Below are 15,707 nucleotides of genomic sequence, written 5' to 3'. Positions count from 1 at the left end.
TAAATTGTTGCTTGTCTAAAATTTCATGTATTTTAATTCTAAAATTAGGATTTGTTACGTAATTAGTAATATGTGAGTAGTATACTAATCGCAACTTATTAGGGTTTTCCTTAGGTAACCCTATTTCTTTGTAACAACTTAGATGGTGTGATATGAAAACGATGGATGAAAAACGAGAAAACTCGTATTTATTCGGCGGTAATATGTCTTATGTTGAAGAGCAATATGAGCTATACCTCGAAGACCCTTCCTCTGTAGATGATAGTTGGAAGCAATATTTTGATAAATTATCTAAGGAGCCTGCAGTAGATGGTTCTACTAGCTCTAAAGACAAAAATCACACTGCTGTAATTGAAAATCTAGCAGAAAAAGCAAAACAAAACGCTCTTTACACACCAGCGGTAAGCGGCGGTGCTTCAAATTCTAAACAACATTTAGTAGAAAGATTAATTTCTGCTTATCGTCGTTTAGGTGCATTAGTAGCAAAAGTTGACCCACTAAAACTTCAAAAATACCCTGAAGTTCCTGAATTAGATCCAAAATATCACGGCTTAACTGAAGCGGATATGGATCAAGAATTCGTTACCGATGACACATTCTTCGGTAAAAAATCAATGAAACTTCGCGATTTGCTTAAATCTTTACAAGACACATACGCAAATACAGTTGGCGTAGAATACATGTACATTGCCAACCACGATGCGAAAAAATGGCTTCAAGAAAAGTTAGAGTCAGTTAAATCTAAACCTAGCTACTCAAAAGAGCAAAAACTAAATATTCTTCATCAATTAACTGAAGCTGAAGGGCTAGAAAAATATCTTCACACTAAATATGTTGGCCAAAAACGCTTCTCACTCGAAGGCGGGGAGAGCTTTGTAGTAAGTATGGATGCGGTTGTGCAGCATGCGGCAAGCAAAGGTGTGAAAGAGTTGGTAGTTGGTATGGCTCACCGTGGTCGCCTAAATATGCTTGTAAATATTATGGGTAAAGCTCCTTCAGTTTTATTTGATGAATTCGAAGGTAAATATGCTACTAACCTCAAAGCAGGTGACGTTAAATACCATAATGGCTTTACATCTACAATCGATACTGAACATGGACCTATGTTTATCGATTTGGCTTATAACCCATCGCACCTAGAGGTGGTAAATCCTGTTGTATCTGGAATTGCACATTCTCGTCAGTATCGTTACCAATCTAAAAAAGAAATTCTTCCAGTTTTAGTGCATGGTGATGCGGCTGTTATCGGTCAAGGTGTTGTGCAGGAAACATTAAACCTATCGCTCACTAAATTCTATGGATGCGGTGGTACTGTTCATATCGTAATTAATAACCAAATCGGCTTTACAACATCACTTCACGAAGAGTCACGTTCATCAGCATTTTGTACTGATATAGCGAAAATGGTTGATTGTCCTATATTCCACGTAAATGCAGATGATCCTGAAGGCGTTGCATTTGTTTCTGAACTTGCTGTTGAATATCGTGAAAAATTCGAAAACGATGTATTTATCGATATCGTTTGCTATCGTAAATTAGGTCACAACGAACAAGATACTCCAGCACTCACTCAACCTGAAATGTATCGTGCAGTTGCAAAACATCCTGGTTCTCGTAAAGTGTATGCAGATGCATTAGTTGCTGAAGGTACATTAGAGCAAAGTAAACCTGAAGAGATGGTCTCTTCTTACCGCACTCTTATGGACAAAGGTGTGGGTAATGAAAAAGTTAACGATTCACATGTTGTTGACCACGCTCCTAAATGGGATGAGTACAAAGGTAAACCTTATACCGATAAAGCTGATACTAAAGTTTCTCTTGAAGTTCTTAAAGATTTATCTAAAAAAATCACTACAGTTCCAGAAGGTTTTGTTCCACACAAAATCGTTGAGAAATTATTAGCTGATCGTGCGGCTATGGGTAAAGGTGAAATGAATCTTGACTGGGGTATGGGTGAGCACTTAGCTTATGCAACCTTAGTTAATGATGGATATCCAATCCGTTTAGCTGGTGAGGATGCAGGTCGTGGTACATTTACCCACAGACATGCAGTTTTACATGATCAAAATCCTGAAAAACCTGATTTCACTTATATTCCTCTAAATCATATTTCTGAAAAACAAGGTGAGTTTGTAGTACTTAACTCAGTCTTATCAGAAGAAGCAGCCCTTGGTTTTGAATATGGTTATGCAACTGCAGAACCTGAAGGTTTAACACTATGGGAAGGTCAATTCGGTGACTTTGTAAATGGTGCACAAGTTATGATTGACCAGTTTATTGCATCAGGTGAAGCTAAATGGGGAGTTCAGTGCGGCTTAGTTATGTTGCTTCCTCATGGTTATGAAGGTCAAGGGCCAGAACACTCTTCAGCTCGTATCGAACGCTTCTTACAATTATGTGCTGACGAAAATATGGAATGCATTCAACCTTCAAATGGTGGTCAAATGTTCCATGCATTACGTCGTCAAATGCTACGTAATATTCGTAAGCCTCTTATTATCTTTACTCCTAAATCATTGCTACGTAATAAAGATGCTTCATTCCCATTAACAGATTTGTCTGAAGGATCATTCAAAACTGTTATTGGTGAAGTGGATCCTGAGATCAAACCACAAAACGTTAAACGCGTTTTAGTGTGTACTGGTAAAGTTTATTATGACTTGGTAAATGGACGTAAAGAGTTCAATCGCAATGATGTTGCTATTCTACGTTTAGAGCAATTGTATCCATTCCCTAAAGATGCATTTGCAGCTGAGATGGATAAATATTCAAAAGCTCCTGAAGTAGTATGGGTTCAAGACGAACATCAAAACCAAGGTGCTTGGAATTACGTATTACATCACGTAATTGATAATATGACTGAAAATCAAACATTGTCATATGCAGGACGTGAGCCTTCATCATCTCCAGCAACTGGTTATGCAGGCGTTCATAAAGCTCAGCAAAAAGCCCTTGTAGAGCAAGCCTTTGCTGAAAAACTTGATACCGTATTTTAAGAATTTTAATTTTTAAGGAGTTTTTTATGTCAATTGTTAATGTAGTGGTACCACAGCTGTCTGAGTCAGTTTCAGAGGGTACTCTTATCGAATGGAAATATAAAGTAGGTGATCAAGTATCTGTAGATGATATTTTGGTTGAAATTGAAACAGATAAAGTTGTGCTTGAAGTACCTGCTCCATCAGCTGGTGTTATTACTGAGATTCTTGAGTCTGATGGTGCAACTGTTACACCAGACCAAGTTTTAGCGAAAATCGATACTGAAGCTAAAGCAGAAGCTAAGGCAGCTCCTAAAGAGGAAGCTCCAAAAGAAGCAGCCCCTAAAGAGCAAGGTAAAGAACCTGCTGCAGCAGCAAAATCTGATGATTCAGCAGCTCAAAAATCAGGTTCAAAAGGAGATATCGCTTCCCCTGCAGCTCGCAATATCCTAGCTGAAAAAGATATGAAAGCTTCTGATGTTGCAGGTTCAGGTCGCGATGGTCGAGTGACTAAATCTGATGCAATGGGTGCTTCTAAAGGTGCATCTAAATCCGAATCTAAATCATCTGCACCTATGTCTACTAATACGGAAGGTCGCATCGAAGAGCGCATTCCTATGACACGTTTGCGTGCACGTGTTGCTGAGCGCCTAATTCAATCTCAACAACAAAATGCAATTCTTACTACTTTTAATGAAGTAAATATGAAACCAGTTATGGACCTTCGTGCGAAGTATAAAGAAGCATTCGAAAAAGAGCACGGTATCAAGCTTGGCTTTATGTCTTTCTTTGTGAAAGCAGCTGTTCATGGCCTTAAAAAATATCCAATCCTTAACGCTTCTGTAGATGGCAATGATATCGTATACCACGGTTATTTTGATATCGGCGTTGCAGTATCTAGCCCTCGTGGTTTGGTAGTTCCTATTATCCGTAATGCCGATCAACTAAGCTTTGCTGATATTGAAAAAACTATCGCTGAATTTGGTCAAAAAGCAAAAGAAGGTAAGTTAGGTCTGGACGATTTAACAGGTGGTACATTCACTGTTTCAAACGGTGGCGTGTTCGGTTCAATGATGTCTACTCCAATCATTAACCCACCACAATCAGCAATTTTAGGTATTCACGCAACTCGCGAACGTGCTGTTGTAGAAAATGGTCAAGTAGTTGTACGTCCAGTTAATTACTTTGCTCTTTCTTATGACCACAGAATCATTGACGGTCGTGAAGCTGTTCTTGGCTTATTTGCTATGAAAGAGGCTTTAGAAGACCCTCAACGTTTATTGTTGAACCTATAATTTTCGGTGGTCAACTAAATGGAAAATAAATTTGACATATTAGTAATTGGTGCGGGTCCTGGCGGCTATATAGCCGCTATTCGTGCCGCTCAATTAGGTAAAAAAGTTGCATGCGTTGATATGTGGACTGACGACGCAGGGAAACCTAAACCAGGTGGCACTTGCACAAATGTAGGTTGTATTCCTTCTAAAGCATTACTTCAATCTTCAGAGCATTTTGAACAGGCTAACCATCATTTTGCAGAACATGGAATTTCCGTGTCTGACGTTAAGATGGACGTTACTAAAATGATTTCTCGTAAAGAGACTGTAGTTAAACAAAATAACGAAGGGATTCTTTTCCTATTTAAGAAAAATAAAGTTTCTTTCTTTTCAGGAAAAGCTTCATTTGCTGAAAAATCTGATGCAGGATTTAAGGTAAAAGTAGAAGGTAAAGATGCAGCGGAGATTACAGCTGAAATCGTAATTGTTGCGACTGGGTCGGATCCGAGACCATTGCCAAACTTGCCTTTTGACGAGAAATCTATATTATCAAACACAGGTGCACTTGATATTCCTGAAGTTCCTAAAAAACTTGGAATTATCGGTGCAGGTGTTATAGGTCTTGAGTTAGGCAGTGTTTGGCGTCGTTTAGGGGCGGACGTTACTATCCTAGAAGCGGCACCTGCTTTCTTGACTGCTGCAGATGAAGCTATTGCAAAAGAAGCGAAAAAAGCTTTCGATAAGCAAGGTCTAAAAATTGAAGTTGGCGTGAAGATTACTGAAGCTAAAAATGATGGTAAATCAGTTAAGATTGCCTACGACACTGCAGGCGGCGAAAAGCAAGAGCTTACTGTAGATAAACTTATCGTTTCAATTGGACGCATTCCGTTTACTAGTGGATTGAATCTTGAAGCTGTTGGCGTCAAGTTAGATGATCGCGGTTTTATTGAAGTAGACGAAAACTGCAAAACTTCAGTGCAAAATATTTGGGCTATCGGTGATGTGGTTCGCGGTCCTATGCTTGCTCATAAAGCTGAGGAAGAGGGGGTTGCGGTAGCTGAACGTATTGCTGGCATGCATGCTCATGTTGATTTCGGAACAATACCTTCTGTTATCTATACGAGCCCTGAAATCGCTTGGGTTGGTAAAACTGAAAAACAACTTAAGGATGAGGGTCGTAAGGTAAAATCTGGTCAATTCCCATTTATGGCTAATGGTCGTGCACGTGCAATGGGTGATATCACTGGTTTTGCAAAAATTATCGCCGATGCTGAAACTGATGAAGTTTTAGGTGGTCATATAATTGGCCCTATGGCTTCCGAATTAATTTCTGAACTTGTGACTATTATGGAATTCAAAGGTGCTGCGGAAGATATCGCACGTATCTGCCATGCACATCCTACATTGTCAGAAGCTATTAAGGAAGCGGCTTTAGCTGTAGATAAGCGTACTCTAAATCTTTAATTTAAATCTCCATGATTTTGGGCGGGCTTATGTCCGCCCGTTTTTATATGAACGTAAAAGAACATTATTTAAAATCACTAGCACAAAAAGGATACGAAGCAGACGCTTCTCAAAAGCAGGCAGTTGAGAGATTGCAGACTTTATCTAATGAACTTTCTAATTACACATTAAATTCCAAAGAATCCAAAGGTTTTTTATCAGGACTTTTTGGAGGATCTAAGACAGAAGTAGTTGCTCCTAGCGGCGTTTATATGTGGGGCGGTGTTGGTCGCGGTAAAAGCTTTGTTATGGATTCATTTTACGCATCAGTTGCATATGAGAAGAAAACACGAATTCATTTTCACGAATTTATGAGAAGTATTCATAACCGACTTCGTGAAATTAGCCAACAGAGCGACCCACTCGATATCATTGCCACACAAATTTCAGAAAAATATTCGTTAATATGCTTTGACGAATTTCATATCTCGGACATTGCGGATGCCATGATTTTGTATCGACTTTTAAGCAAATTTTTCGAGAAAGGCGTTGTTTTTGTTATGACCTCAAACTATGCACCTGATACTTTATATCCTGATGGATTGCATAGAGACAGACTATTGCCAGCCATAGATTTAATAAAGAAAAAGATGGATGTGATAAATGTCGATGTTGGGGTTGATTATAGAATGCGAGAGTTGGAGCAATTAAAGACTTACTACACACCAATTGATGCACATACGGAAGGGGAATTAAGGCACTGTTTTGAGACTGTATGTAACGGGCTCATAAGTGGCGATTCAATAGAAATTGAAAATCGCGAATTAGATGTTGTGGCTCGATCAGATGATACTCTTTGGGTTACTTTTTCTGAGATGTGCATAAAGCCACGCTCTCAAATAGATTATCTTGAAATAGCAAATAAATTTAAAAATATTATTCTTTCGGATATTCCTAAAATGTCTCCACAAGATGCATCAGCAGCACGTAGATTTACGTGGCTTATTGATGTGCTTTATGACCATAAGGTAAAGCTTATTATTTCTGCTGAAGTTCCAGCCGAGGTGCTTTTTACTGAGGGTGTATTTGCTCAAGAATTTACTCGTACCGTATCACGTATGATTGAGATGCGCTCACTTGAATATAAAAACGAAAAAGCTAGAAAATCAGTGACGGTTTAAGTAGGATAAATTTGTCCACCCCCATTTAAAGAGAAAATTTTATTTGCCATACTAATAAAAAAATGGGGTTTATGTATGGCAATAACTATTTCTAAATCGTGTGGTGTAGCTGGTCTTGAGGCACCAGAAGTAAATATTGAAGTTCATGTAAGTCGAGGGCTTCCGACCTTTAAAATTGTAGGTATTCAAGAGGTTCAGGGGCGGGAAAGCCGAGAACGAGTACGCTCCGCATTAATTAATCAAGGATACAAATTTCCGCCTAACCGTTACACGATAAATTTGAGTACGCAATCGCAAAATAAACTTATCGGTAGTTATGAATTAGGCATGGCTATTGGAGTTTTATTATCTACTGCACAAATAAATATTCATCCGAGGCTATCACTTGAAAATCTGTATTTTGCTGCAGATTTATCTTTGTCTGGTGATTTAGTGCCTAACGAATATACGGAGATAATCGCATTAAACTTATCACGCATGCATTCCGAAGCAACACTTATTGTGCCTTCATCTGAATCATGGATTGCTGATTTTTTACCTCACTTAAAAATAATATTTTTTGAGAACCTAAAACAAGTTTGTGAGTATCTAGGGTCAGGGCAAATTGAAATTGCTAAAAAAACTAAGTGCCCATATCCAAAAATAAATAATAGTTCACTGTGTCTCTCAGAAATTGAAGGGTTGAATGAGGCTTGTCTTGCATTGGAGGTGGCTGCATCGGGCGGACATAGTATGGTTATTGGTGGTTCTTCTGGATCTGGTAAAACTATGCTTTGTAGGAGAGCTGCGGGGATATTGCCACCTTTAGATAGGGAGCAGCAACTTGAGATCTACTCTATATATAAGCTTGCACAGATAGAACCGCCAACAGAAATTCCATTCCGTATGCCTTTGCATTCTGCGAGCATTGGTGTTTTGAACGGAAGTAGTCAGCAAAATAATGTGGGAGAATTTGCACTAGCTAATCATGGAGTGGTGTTTTATGACGATTTGCAGGAAATTCCACAGGAAATGGTGGATGCAGTAAGGTTGACATTGTCACAGGGCTTTATAAGAAATTTTAAACCAAGGCAAAAGCTTCAATATCCTGCAAGATTCTTATTCTTAGCGGCTTATCAGCCATGTGAGTGCGGGAAGTTATATGAAAATAAATGTAGATGCACCAAGACCACGCTTATGAAGTACGAAAGGAAATATTCGGCTCTATTTAAAGATGTATTTGATATTCATATAAAGATAACTAAGGGATTAGAAGAGAAAAGTAGTCCTAATGTTGCATCTGATATTGTTAGAGACAGAGTTAATAAAGCCAGAGAAATTCAAATAAAGCGACAAGGGCGGTTAAATGCAATTCTTACAGAAAAAGAACTCGTAGAATTTGCACCATTAAATTCTGAATGCTCAACATTAATTTCAAAGTTTAGGTCTAGTAGAAATATCTCTCAAAAATCTTTAATTCGCATTCAAAGACTTGCCCGAACAGTGGCTGATATAAATGCTCGCAAAGAAATAACACTAACGGATTTAAGTAAAGCCATATATCTTCACGGGTGAATATTACTTTACGTTATATGAAAATAAATATTTTGTATTGTTTCAGTATATGCAAATCTAAAGTGCTCTGATACTATTATCTACAACAAACAATTAAAAAATTAAAAGGGAGTTTGTATGAATAAATTTATTAAAACCACTGCGTTTGCTCTTATAGCATCTTTATCAAGTATTGCATCAGCTGAAAATTTTAAGCTTTCAGTTGCCGCAACTCCTGTGCCTGCGGCCGAAGTTTTGGAATTTATGAAACCAGCTTTAGCTAAAAAAGGTGTAGACCTTACTGTTCATGTGTTTACTGATTATATTCAACCTAATCAGCAAGTAGCGGACGGAGACATAAATATGAATTGTTTTCAACATGTACCGCATCTTGATTCTTTTAATAAACGTAAAAATACAAACCTTGTTCCTGTAGGTGGCATGTATCTTCCTCCTATGGCTGCTTATTCTAAAAAAATTAAAAATCTTTCTGAATTAAAAGATGGTGCACGTGTATCAATTCCAAACGATACAACTAACAGTACTCGTGCTCTTTTAATTCTTCAGCAAGCTGGTTTAATTAAACTTAAAGATCCGAAAAACTTATTTTCCACTGCAAAAGATATTGCTGAGAATCCTAAGAAACTAAGATTTATTGAATTAGAAGCGGCTGGAGTGCCACGATCATTGCCAGATGTGGATATTGCAGTGATAAACACAAATTATGCACTTGAAGTAGGTTTAAATCCACAAAAGGATTCAATAATTTTGGAAGACTCAAATTCTCCATACGCAAATGTATGTGCTGCACCTGCAGAATTCAAAGATAACGAAGCTCTTAAGATTCTAATGGCTGAGTGGGGGAGTGAAGAAACCAAGAAATTTATCTTAGATAAATATAAAGGGACTGTGATACCACGCAAAGACTGAGATAACTCCTAATGTAACCCCTTTGTAATATTAATTTTTCACTTAGATTGTAAAATTGAAAGATTGTTTATAAGGGGGATTACATGCGTTTAGGGCTCTTAGCTTCCACGAATTCATTCAAAACAGTGACTTGGTCGCCAGAAGATAATGCTACAAGTGGGGCGAATTATTTAGAAGTACCGAGAGAGTTCCTGACAGCATTGCCACCTGCAGATTCACCAGAATCAAACGAAACTCCAATCATATGTCTCACAAGAGAAAAATACAAGTCAGCAAGTGACACCAAATCCAGATATTCCGTTAGTCTAGCTATTTATTATGTAACTCGCCAAAAAGATAGCAATAAAAGCGGTATGTATTATGGAGCGTTTTGGGAGGGATTGGAAGAGAAATTTTTTACCCAAAGGCGTCTACCCATAGTAATTGAATCTCTAAAAGAGATGGCTGCTCGTATACGTTCTGAGTATATTGATGGAACCACCAATTTCTTTTCGGAAAAGCCGTTTTATAAAAAAGTGCCTCATGAGATAGGTAGTGAGCTTAAAAATATCGATCCTAAATTTTTGCATGCGATTAAATTCACTGAGTGTATCTCACCTAAGGATATCGATAGAACCTGTGTAATTTGCTGTTCTAAGCAATCGCTTATCCCTGAAGCTATAGAATCTGTTATTGATTACAAAATGCTTGCTCTTTATAAAAGAGTATATTTTGTTATTGCTCAAATTTTTAATAGATTTAAGAGAATTCAAACTTCACTTGAGAGTAAGAATTTTGAAGCTACAACCGCTACAAATCTGACTCTTTTAGATTTTGAAGACTTAAAGATGGTTAAAAATATATATATTGATAGCTTGGGGTCTGTAGAAGATGTCTACAACATGTTCTCCAAACGTCTTCGCCAAAAAGATGAAGCTTATCAGTTGCTTAAAAATAACCAAAGTCTTGAGATTAAAAATTTATCCTCTGGTTATGACACAAAAATACGATCTCTTGAAACCTCTCTTGATGAGGCTTTGCAAGCATCGAAATCAACTATAGCTCCTCAAGATTCAACTACAGGGGCAGCACCTGAAATGTCTGCTGATTTCGAAGCAGTTTTAAATCAAATGCCACAGTCTTCAGAACAAAATGCAATTCCTCAAATTATAGAGGCACCCACACCCACACCCGCACACGCACCCGCAGCCACTGCACACGCAAGCACTGCACCTGTACCCGCAGCCGCCCCTGCTTCCTCAAATCACCCCCTTGATGAGTATCTTTTGAAAGAATATGGAGTTCGCCCCGAAGATACACCAGAATTGTTTGAACAAAAATTTAATGATTACTCGAATAGATTAGTATCTAATAAGGATGCAGTTATTGATCAACTAAATGGTCAAATATCTGAGCTGTCCACAAAATTGGCTGATAGAGAGTCGCGACTTCTTGCTCTTGAACATACCCAAGAACCGCAAAAAATGGTGCGTTCAGAAAGAAGAGGGTTTAGTGTAACCACTTTTCTTTTAATGCTTATGGTAGTCGCACTTGTAGCTTATATATTGATTAATCGATAGTTTTAGAAAGATTAGGTCTCACCACGGACATAACCTCAGGTATTCGTCTTATATCCGAGATAATATTTCGCAGTTGAGCAAGATTTTCAAGCTGAAGAGTTATATTTATGCTTGCTGAATCGCTGTCTTCATCTATCATAGAGAGATTTGAGATATTTGAATCGTGTTTAGATGCTTCAAGTGCAATCGCCCCTAAAACACCTTTTCCATTCATCGCAGAAATTTGAATGCGAGATTTAAAGCTTGCTTCAGATTTTGTATCCCATGCGACATTTACAAATTTGTTTTGTTCTAGTGCTTTTTTAGTGTCTACAGATGTGCAATGTTTGTGATGCACAATAAGACCAGAGCCAGGGTGAAGAACGCCTACAATCGGGTCTCCGTGAAGAGGAGTACAACATTTTGCATATTGAATGGCCTGTCCCTCATTTCCCTTAATAATAAGATCTGTACGTCTAGCAGATTCAGTAGAATCGTAATCATTTACGCTTGTATGAATAATAGGATTATCGACCATAAATCTTCTTGCAACTACTGATGCAATGCGATTTCCGATACCGATATCCATAAGAATTTCTTCTATAGATGATGCACCTGATTCTTGTAGGATCTTCTGCCACTTGGTATCAGTTGGATTTGGCAATGTTAACTTCAACTCATCCAATGCCTGTAGCAAAAGTTTTCGTCCAAGTACCGTAGATTCCTTACTTCGCGTATTTTTAAGGAAATATCTAATAGCTGCACGTGCTCGGCCAGTTTTTGCATAATTTAGCCACCCAACATTAGGCTCTGTCGCAGGATTAGAAATAATATCAACTGTGTCACCGCTTGCAAGTACATGATTAATTGGAACATGTTCTCCATTTACTGTGGCACTTACCGCATGAAGCCCTATATCTGTATGAATAGCAAATGCAAAATCAAGTGCTGTAGCCTTGCTTGGTAGTGAAATAATCTTACCCTTAGGTGTAAGTGCGTATACCGAGTCTGGGAAAAGATCAATCTTAATATCGTCTATAAATTCTTCAGAATTTTTATTTATAGACTGTATCTCAACAAGGGACTGAAGCCAATTATGCGACTGATCATCTACATTAACGACACCAAGTTCTTGGTCGCGATTAAGCCAATGAGCGATAATCCCGTATTCGTTATAGGCTTTCATGGATTCTGTATAAATTGCAACGTCGATATGAGTGCCCACAGGTCCAACCATAATCGTATGTAATGCTCTATACCCATTTACTTTTGGGATGGCAATGTAATCCTCAAATGTCCCTGGTACGGGTCTATAAATTTGATGTAACGCACCTAACACAACATATGCATCTTGAAGTTTTGGGACGGTGATATCAATAAATTTCGTATCGTTTAAATTCGAAAAACTTTTGTTTTGAGATTTCATCATTTCGTGCACTTTATATGTGCTAAATGATGTCCATCCAAATTTCGCATCAGCTGGTATAGCTTTAACGATATTATTATGAATTGTCTTTTCGATTTTGCGATTTGATTTGCGTTCAGTCTCAATTGAGTTCTTAAGCACTTTATATCGCTTCGGATAGTTAATGCTAAAGGCTAAATCCTCAAACTCTGCTACAAGTTTCGTAAAACCCAATCGGTTGGCAATGGCTGCGTAAATCTCAAGCGTCTCTTTTGCGATGCGTCTTGCCTTTGATGGTTCAAGGCCGCTTAAAGTTCGCATATTATGAAGCCTATCGGCAAGCTTTATAAGAATGACACGCACATCTTTTGTGGTCGCTAAAAGCATCTTTCTAAAACTTTCGGCTTGTTGCTCAGCTTTGCTTGCAAATTGAATGCGCTCAAGTTTTGTGAGTCCATCTACTAGATCAGCCACAGTAGGATTTATTTCTGTGGCAATGCTCTCTTTCGATACTTGCTGGTCTTCTATCACATCGTGAAGTAGAGAAGCCATAATCGCATCGCAATCGAGCTTCCAGTCTGCACATATGATTGCCGCTTCCACGGGATGCGTAATATATGGCTCCCCACTTGAACGCATCTGACCATAATGAGCATTATCCGCAAAAGAATAAGCCACCTTCACCATATGTAATTCTGGTGCTGAAAGATATTTGAGTTTGCTTATAAGCGGTGCTAGGTATTTGGGGTGAGGCGAAGCCTTTATATCTGGCAATGCCCTTGTTTCTACGTTATGAGATTCAGTACCCCTTTTTTTTGAGGGAAAGGGGTTTAGATTTGAGAAAAGGGAGGATAGATTACTAAACCTCATATAGTCGTTGAAATGCTATAAGGGGATTTTTTTAAGCATCTCGATGCCAGTTTTACCCTCAGCGATTTCGCGTAAGGCTAAAACTGTAGGTTTATCATTTTGAATATCAACCCTAGGAGTATGACCAGTGGCGATTTCTCTAGCTCTGTATGTTGCGGCAAGAGTTAAATCAAAACGATTTGGAATATATTTTAAGCAATCATCAACGGTAATACGTGCCATATGTAAACCTATGTAAACCTATATTTTTATATATTTTATGGAGACTTAAACTACTTAGGCAGATAGGAAATTCCTAAATCAGCAAACAAGGCTTGATGTTTATTTGCTTGACTTGCATACTTAAGTTTAGCTGCTTTAACTAAGGTATTTAGCTGATCTAAGGCAGTCTCAAAAGAATCGTTTATTATAACATAGGAGTACTCGTCAGCATGCCCAATTTCACTGCTAACGGTAAGCATTCTTTTGCGAATTACCTCTGGAGAATCAAGCCCTCTTTTAAGAAGGCGTTTTTCTAATTCATCAATGGAAGGAGGAAGAATAAATATATCAATAATTCCGGGAAATTTTTTTCTTATTTGACGTGCTCCTTGGTAGTCAATCTCAAGCAAAACGTCCTGTCCTGTTGAGATTACTGATTCCACCTGGGATTTAGCTGTACCGTAAAAGTTTCCGTACACTTCGGCCCACTCTAGCATATTGCCTTGCTCACGCCAATCACTGAACTGCTCTTTGCTTATGAAAAAATATTCTCGTCCATCGACTTCACCTTCACGAGGAGTGCGAGTGGTATATGAGATTGAGAGATTTATAAAAGGGTTTCTCTCGATTAGTGCTTTTACAAGACTTGATTTACCAGCTCCAGTTGGAGCCGAAATTAAAAAAACATTTCCTGGAAATTCCATAATTATTTTTATAAAGCGTCACTTGCATAATCTGATAGTCTAGAGCGTTCACCTTTTTGAAGGGTAATATGACCAGAATGTGCCCATCCCTTAAATCTATCAACAACATAAGTTAGCCCCGAACTACCTTCAGTTAAGTAAGGAGTATCGATTTGGGCAATATTACCCAAACAAACAATTTTCGTACCAGGACCAGCACGAGTAACTAAAGTTTTCATTTGTTTTGGAGTAAGGTTTTGTGCCTCATCGATAATGATAAATTTATTTAAAAAGGTGCGACCGCGCATAAAGTTTAGAGATTTTATCTTAATATGAGATTGAATAATCTCTTTACTTAGACTGCGCTCCCATTGGGCACCACTATCTTGTCGAGCTTTAGTATTTAAAAATTCAAGATTATCTTCTAAAGCACCCATCCAAGGTTGCATTTTTTCTTCTTCCGTACCAGGTAAGAAACCAATATCTTCTCCCACTGGCACAGTTACACGAGTCATAATAATTTCTGTATATCTTTTAGTCTCAAGCACCTGAGTTAGCCCAGAGGCCAACGCCAGCAATGTTTTACCCGTACCAGCTTGACCAAGTAACGATACAAAATCAATCTCAGGATTCATAAGTAAGTTAAGTGCAAAGTTTTGTTCGCGATTTCTAGCAGTCACACCCCATACATTATTTTTAGGATGCGTGTAATCACGGATAGTGGCTAATACTGCGTATTTTCCAGACACTTCTTTTACTTGAGCATATAGTGGACTGTCGCCTTCAAGATATACGAATTCATTAACTAAAAACTCATTTACAAGTGGACCACGGATTTTATAGAAAGTCGTACCCGCCTGAGTCCAAGATTCCATATCCTTTGAGTGTCTGTCCCAAAAGTTTTCTGGTAATTGAATGTTTCCATCGTAAATTAAATCGGAGTCTTCAACCGCATGGTCGTTTAAATAATCCTCTGCAGCAAGACCTAGAGCTCTAGCTTTTAAGCGCATATTGATATCTTTAGATACCAAAACAACTTCTCTTTCGGGATACTGAGTAACTAGAGATTGAACGACACTTAAAATTTTGTTGTCGGCTTTAAGAGATGGCAATTGAACATTTAATTCTGCATTCATCTCTTTTGTTTGAAAATAAAGAATGCCAGTTGCATCTTTATTTCCTAGACTATTAAGAGGCATACCTTGGAGAAGATCAGGCGACTCAGCACATAACTCATCCAATGTACGGCTTACTTGACGGGCATGACGTGCCACTTCAGTAAGACCTTTCTTATTGTGGTCAAGTTCCTCCAAAGTCATCATTGGAAGAAATATATCGTGCTCTTCAAACCTAAATAAACATGTTGGGTCATGAAGCAAGACATTCGTATCGAGAACGAATAATTTGCTAGAACCAGTGTTTTTGCTATTTTTAGAAGAGGCAACAGATTTTTTAGTGCTAGGCTTTTTAGGACTTTTAGTTTTAGTTTCCACTGTTTTTTCTAATGACACATCTTCAATCTCAACCTGTTTCGGAAGAGCTTCCTCTTTCAATGTCCCCGACCTAATGCCTGCATCTTGAGATTGAATTTTCTTAGGGGCTCTCGGTTTAGGTGCAGAGTCCATATCAAGTATATTGGCACGTTTTGTGGGTAGTTTAGGAAGAGGCATA

The 15,707-nt window shown here is 38.2% G+C and carries 11 protein-coding genes; 7 read left to right on the top strand and 4 right to left on the bottom strand.

Annotated elements, in window-relative coordinates; translation table 11 throughout:
• Window positions 1–152 precede the first annotated feature (152 nt).
• The 7 genes from T432_RS0103605 to T432_RS0103575 all read left to right on the top strand — a co-directional run bounded on the left by T432_RS0103605 (window position 153) and on the right by T432_RS0103575 (window position 10,898).
• Complete coding sequence (locus tag T432_RS0103605) at window positions 153–2,996, top strand: 2-oxoglutarate dehydrogenase E1 component (RefSeq protein ID WP_028884220.1); 2,844 nt, start codon at window positions 153–155, stop codon at window positions 2,994–2,996.
• A 26-nt stretch (window positions 2,997–3,022) separates the two neighbouring features.
• Window positions 3,023–4,270, top strand: coding sequence for a 2-oxoglutarate dehydrogenase complex dihydrolipoyllysine-residue succinyltransferase (odhB, locus tag T432_RS0103600; RefSeq protein ID WP_028884219.1), 1,248 nt, complete (start codon window positions 3,023–3,025; stop codon window positions 4,268–4,270).
• 18 nt (window positions 4,271–4,288) lie between these two features.
• Entirely contained in the window at window positions 4,289–5,716 is a 1,428-nt protein-coding gene (gene lpdA, locus T432_RS0103595; protein ID WP_028884218.1) for a dihydrolipoyl dehydrogenase, read from the top strand.
• A 47-nt stretch (window positions 5,717–5,763) separates the two neighbouring features.
• Complete coding sequence (gene zapE / locus T432_RS0103590; RefSeq protein WP_028884217.1) at window positions 5,764–6,876, top strand: cell division protein ZapE; 1,113 nt, start codon at window positions 5,764–5,766, stop codon at window positions 6,874–6,876.
• A 75-nt stretch (window positions 6,877–6,951) separates the two neighbouring features.
• A complete protein-coding gene (locus T432_RS0103585; protein ID WP_028884216.1) occupies window positions 6,952–8,430 on the top strand; it encodes an ATP-binding protein in 1,479 nt (492 codons plus the stop codon).
• Window positions 8,431–8,547: 117 nt separating this feature from the next.
• Window positions 8,548–9,339, top strand: a complete 792-nt coding sequence (locus tag T432_RS0103580; protein ID WP_028884215.1) for a MetQ/NlpA family ABC transporter substrate-binding protein — start codon at window positions 8,548–8,550, stop codon at window positions 9,337–9,339.
• An 83-nt stretch (window positions 9,340–9,422) separates the two neighbouring features.
• The gene (locus tag T432_RS0103575) at window positions 9,423–10,898 is read left to right on the top strand and encodes a hypothetical protein (protein ID WP_028884214.1); all 1,476 of its coding nucleotides are present in this window, start codon (window positions 9,423–9,425) and stop codon (window positions 10,896–10,898) included.
• Here T432_RS0103575 and T432_RS0103570 read toward each other — a convergent pair.
• From T432_RS0103570 to T432_RS0103555, 4 genes are read right to left on the bottom strand one after another with little or no spacing between them, the layout of a single operon-like run.
• Window positions 10,888–13,152 (bottom strand): RelA/SpoT family protein, encoded by a 2,265-nt coding sequence (locus T432_RS0103570; protein WP_028884213.1) that lies wholly within the window; start codon window positions 13,150–13,152, stop codon window positions 10,888–10,890. The two genes, T432_RS0103575 and T432_RS0103570, sit on opposite strands and share 11 nt — an antisense overlap.
• A 15-nt stretch (window positions 13,153–13,167) precedes the next feature.
• A complete protein-coding gene (gene rpoZ / locus T432_RS0103565) occupies window positions 13,168–13,374 on the bottom strand; it encodes a DNA-directed RNA polymerase subunit omega (RefSeq protein ID WP_014111632.1) in 207 nt (68 codons plus the stop codon).
• Between the two features lie 50 nt (window positions 13,375–13,424).
• Entirely contained in the window at window positions 13,425–14,057 is a 633-nt protein-coding gene (gene gmk / locus T432_RS0103560) for a guanylate kinase (protein WP_028884212.1), read from the bottom strand.
• An 8-nt stretch (window positions 14,058–14,065) separates the two neighbouring features.
• Window positions 14,066–15,706, bottom strand: a complete 1,641-nt coding sequence (locus T432_RS0103555; protein WP_028884211.1) for a PhoH family protein — start codon at window positions 15,704–15,706, stop codon at window positions 14,066–14,068.
• Window position 15,707: the final 1 nt, after the last annotated feature.

Source organism: Taylorella asinigenitalis ATCC 700933, from assembly GCF_000687755.1.
Taxonomy (GTDB): domain Bacteria; phylum Pseudomonadota; class Gammaproteobacteria; order Burkholderiales; family Burkholderiaceae_B; genus Taylorella; species Taylorella asinigenitalis.
The sequence above is the reverse complement of the archived record's forward strand: the minus strand, read 5'-3'. Positions and strand labels throughout refer to the sequence as shown.

Coding starts and splice junctions, on each gene's coding strand:
- T432_RS0103605 (WP_028884220.1), top strand. CDS start 153: ATGAAAACGATGGATGAAAAACGAGAAAACTCGTATTTATTCGGCGGT.
- odhB (WP_028884219.1), top strand. CDS start 3,023: ATGTCAATTGTTAATGTAGTGGTACCACAGCTGTCTGAGTCAGTTTCA.
- T432_RS0103575 (WP_028884214.1), top strand. CDS start 9,423: ATGCGTTTAGGGCTCTTAGCTTCCACGAATTCATTCAAAACAGTGACT.
- lpdA (WP_028884218.1), top strand. CDS start 4,289: ATGGAAAATAAATTTGACATATTAGTAATTGGTGCGGGTCCTGGCGGC.
- T432_RS0103555 (WP_028884211.1), bottom strand. CDS start 15,706: ATGCCTCTTCCTAAACTACCCACAAAACGTGCCAATATACTTGATATG.
- gmk (WP_028884212.1), bottom strand. CDS start 14,057: ATGGAATTTCCAGGAAATGTTTTTTTAATTTCGGCTCCAACTGGAGCT.
- T432_RS0103580 (WP_028884215.1), top strand. CDS start 8,548: ATGAATAAATTTATTAAAACCACTGCGTTTGCTCTTATAGCATCTTTA.
- rpoZ (WP_014111632.1), bottom strand. CDS start 13,374: ATGGCACGTATTACCGTTGATGATTGCTTAAAATATATTCCAAATCGT.
- zapE (WP_028884217.1), top strand. CDS start 5,764: ATGAACGTAAAAGAACATTATTTAAAATCACTAGCACAAAAAGGATAC.
- T432_RS0103585 (WP_028884216.1), top strand. CDS start 6,952: ATGGCAATAACTATTTCTAAATCGTGTGGTGTAGCTGGTCTTGAGGCA.
- T432_RS0103570 (WP_028884213.1), bottom strand. CDS start 13,152: ATGAGGTTTAGTAATCTATCCTCCCTTTTCTCAAATCTAAACCCCTTT.